Raw genomic sequence first — 3,884 nt, 5'->3', positions numbered from 1 at the left:
AAACAAAAACCTTCCAAATTAGATTCGGAGGGTTACTTGAGTTGTGCATTTTTAGTATAGCATGAAGCGATTTTTAATTTAAAAGATTTTTATTGACAATCTATTAGCTGGTTTTGTTGAACACAAGTTAACCACCACTCTTCATCTAACCTGCCTTGTTAGTTTAAGAACATTATTTCATAATCTATAAATTTAACTTAACATAAATGTTCCATTTTCCTTTAAAAAGAAAATATCGCTTGGTAATTAAGCGAATAATTAGAACCAATTATTGCATGGATTTTAACAAGACCACATAAATTTATGCGATGTCGCCAATACACAGGCTAAATAATGGCCCTAAATTATAGGTTAAAGTAAAATACAAGTTGATATAACAACAAAAAATGAGACATGAATTCATATGCGAATTGTGCCTCAAATTTCACTGTTAATTTCTGTATTCTCTCCAACAACCAAACCCGTTAGCCAATAAAGCCTAGTTTAAAGCTTCTCAAGATTAATACGCAGTTTACACTCTAATTTTCCTGGCATTTCAACCATAATATACTCAATTTAAATAAAGGTATAACCTTCTCAGCTGAATTTGCGGCAATGTGTTGAGTTGTTTGAAGTCCAAAATTTTTTCTTCAATATAATCTTGATTTGCATCTAGGGTTTCTAGGGTATTAATTGATTCTTGCAATTTTTGAATTTGGGAGGTTTTTTGATCAATTGAGTTGTTCAATGTTTCCTTTCCAATGTAGAGAAGCTTTATCAACTTATTGTCAGCATGTATCCTGAACAATTTATCAATTTTATTATTTACAGCGAAAAGTTTCATTTTTTCCTGTTCCAAAATCTCTTCAAGAATCCTCTTTTCTCCTTTTAAATCAGCACAATTTTGAAGGATCTTCTCCTTCATCGATTTGATTATGTCTTCTTTATTTTTGCTTTGTAATTTAACAAATAACCTCCAAACTGCGTTATGAACATCGTCTGCTCCCAATTTGTAATCACAACTTTTGCAAATATAAATTTGTTTCCCATATCCTTTTGACCTTTGGTCTTTCCCCATTAATCTGTGATTACAGGCTTTACATATTAGAAGATTACTTAATAAAAAACTTGTTTTAAAATAGTTTGGAGGAAACTTTTTGTCCTTTCTCTGTTCGTAAAGATGAAAACAATTCTTCCCACTCTCTATATGTGATAACGGGTTGTATATAGGGACTCTTTTGCATCACCCATTCATTCCGTTTATTTATCGTATTCCCTGAGGTAGAATTTCGTTTACGAATAGCCATATATCCTGCATAAAATGGATTAATAATAATCTGCTTTACTTTTTCTTTATCCCAATTTTTCCCCCTATAACTAGCCTCTGGCATCATATCAGCTATTTGACGAAAACCATAACCACGCTTATAAAGGGCAAACACTTTGTTAACCCATACAAGTTCATCCTGAATACATTCGAATTTTCCATATTGGACAGAGTTTGCCGTTGCTAAATCCATAGAAAACTCATTTGATATTTGATCAATTGTAGATTGATTGTCTTTTTTTCCTGTTCGTCTTAGTTTTTTGTGATATTTATATCCAAAAGGGGCTTTTCCCCCTGTCCATAGCCCCCGTTGTAATAATGACTTAAGGGAATCCCTCGTACTTGCTCGAATCTTATCAAGCTCATATTTTACTAAGGCATCCTTTATCGAAGAATACACAATATCTCCGTAACTATAAAGAGTTTCAGTGCTGCTTTCTACAATATGAATACCTAGAACACTCATCGTCAGACGAAGAACGTCATGTTCTTCAGGAATACGAGCAAGCCTGGAATGAGAGTATATAACAATGAATTCAAATTTCTTCTCTTTCGCATCCTTAATAAGATGTTCTAATCCTTTTCTCACCTTTTTCCTGGATGAAACACCTTCATCTAAATACTCATCAATAATTTCACATTCATACTTTTCGGCAAAATCATATGCACTTCTTAATTGAGTATCCATATTTTGTTTGTCTGTTGAATGCCTTCCATAAAAAACACCTTTCATCCCTGGGTGAATAATATTACGCAAACTCAGTAATTTCTCTACCTCCTAATTCCTCAATATGGGGATGTTTAAAATTTATTTGAACCTCATTTTTGTTTATTGCATAAATTCCTTGAATGATATCTTCCAATAATTCTTTAATTAATGCCTCTTCCATTTCTGCCTCAATAATCTGTATAGATTCTTGAAATTCATCATGAAAGGAATTTAATTCCTTTAATGTTTCTATATTTTCAAACCATTTATCTTTCATACGGTTGTAAGAGCCTGTGATCTTTTCCAGCTCTTGGTCTAATTTAACGACTGCCTCTGGCAAATCTGAGACATCTTCTATTTCCAACAATATATCAAGATCCTGAGCAATCTCGTTTTTCACCTTGCCTTTACCTTATCAAGCCCTTGTTCCAATTTTTTATGAATGCTAGCTTGTTCATCGACAACTCTGCTCAAAAATTCCTTAAACATAGGTGATAAAATGTCATTAAAGAATTTATTCGCGTGATTGATCACTTCTTGTTCAAGTATTTCTTTTCCATACTTAACACTGTTGCAGTTGTCACATTGATAAACTCCTATTTTAACTCCTAAACGTTTAATTTTTTTCCCCTTAATTTTCTTCTCGCATTCAAAGCATTCAATTAAATCCTTTAAAAGGAAAAACATTGGCTCCTCTTCTTCAATGCTTTCACGAGTATATTGTTGCATCTTGATTTGAGCTTGTTCCCAAGTATTTTGATCTATAATTCGTAGATGAGGTACTGGGGCTGATATCAGCTCTTCTTTATCTTTATAATCACGAATCCCAATATAGATCTTGTTCTTAAATAAACTCCTAACATTCCCATATAACCATTCTTTTCCTTTAAATAAGTAACCTTGTTCATTAACAACTTTTACAAATTGGTTAAAGTTTTTGAATTCCCCATTTAGGAATAGTCTATAAATTTTTTGAATCGTTTCAGCTTCCTCTTTAACAATTTTCCAATCCCCATCCACCTCTAAATTTGCCTCATACCCGAAATTAATGGATGAAACCGCATGTAACCTTTTCTTGCTATTGTAAGTTTTGCATCTCTTAACTTTTTAACAAGGTTTTCTGCTTCGTGTTGATTAAAGGCTGCCATTATTCTCTCAATGAATTCTCCCTCACTCGTATAGATCATTGGAAATTCGTACTCAGCAGCAAAAATGACTTCAATTTCATATTTCTTAAATGTTCGATAAATCTCCATGTATTGCTGAACATTACGTGCAATGCGACATCTGCTATAAACCAATAATGTCTTTACATTCTTCTTTTCTATTTCACGTAATAATTTAGTCATTTGCTTTCTTTCGTTTGTTTCGGTCTTCCGAGCAGATGTTTCATCATCACTATATTCTTCATCAATTAGCAATCTTTTGTTTTGGGCTAATTGATGTACATGATCTCTTTGCATGATAATTGACAATTTCTGCTTTTCCTTACTTATTGAATTTCGATAATATGCGACAGTTTGCATTGGCTTATTCCCTCCCCCTAAAACCACCTTAACCCTCCCTACATATATATGGTTCAGACTCCGAGATTTTGTCTCTTTTCATTTGCTCTAACAATAATTTCATATATATTTCAAACCACTTTTCCGCAGATTCAGCATCATCGATGTAACTAATGGAATTCACCTTTACCTCGTTATCGTTCATTAAAAATATCACCTTTCTCATTTTTGTTTTTTCCATCTAGTATAAATGCTAACTTAAGAATGTACAGTATTGATTGTTTAAGTATGTACAGTTTCGACAATAAGATACATAATATTCCTGAGGTGGGATGTTATGTATATGCAAATTAACGTAAATACA

General features: G+C 32.6%; 6 protein-coding genes. All 6 read right to left on the bottom strand.

Going from position 1 to position 3,884, the window contains the following annotated elements; genetic code table 11:
* Positions 1-550: 550 nt before the first annotated feature.
* Positions 551-988, bottom strand: coding sequence for a hypothetical protein (locus EKG35_RS20275; RefSeq protein ID WP_148103532.1), 438 nt, complete (start codon positions 986-988; stop codon positions 551-553).
* A 124-nt stretch (positions 989-1,112) separates the two neighbouring features.
* Entirely contained in the window at positions 1,113-2,039 is a 927-nt protein-coding gene (locus tag EKG35_RS20270; RefSeq protein WP_126296360.1) for a recombinase family protein, read from the bottom strand.
* A gap of 16 nt (positions 2,040-2,055) precedes the next feature.
* Entirely contained in the window at positions 2,056-2,415 is a 360-nt protein-coding gene (locus EKG35_RS20265; RefSeq protein WP_126296359.1) for a hypothetical protein, read from the bottom strand.
* Entirely contained in the window at positions 2,412-3,035 is a 624-nt protein-coding gene (locus tag EKG35_RS20260) for a recombinase family protein (RefSeq protein WP_185807845.1), read from the bottom strand. The genes EKG35_RS20265 and EKG35_RS20260 overlap by 4 nt, the downstream gene beginning before the upstream one ends.
* Positions 3,036-3,037: 2 nt before the next feature.
* Positions 3,038-3,541, bottom strand: coding sequence for a recombinase family protein (locus EKG35_RS20255; RefSeq protein WP_126296357.1), 504 nt, complete (start codon positions 3,539-3,541; stop codon positions 3,038-3,040).
* 28 nt (positions 3,542-3,569) lie between these two features.
* Entirely contained in the window at positions 3,570-3,725 is a 156-nt protein-coding gene (locus tag EKG35_RS21110; protein WP_185807844.1) for a hypothetical protein, read from the bottom strand.
* Between the last annotated feature and the right edge of the window lie 159 nt (positions 3,726-3,884).

The sequence above is a fragment of the Lysinibacillus telephonicus genome, assembly GCF_003966145.1.
Taxonomy (GTDB): Bacteria; Bacillota; Bacilli; order Bacillales_A; family Planococcaceae; genus Ureibacillus; species Ureibacillus telephonicus.
Note: the sequence above shows the minus strand (reverse complement) of the source record. Positions and strands in the feature narration are given on the sequence as shown.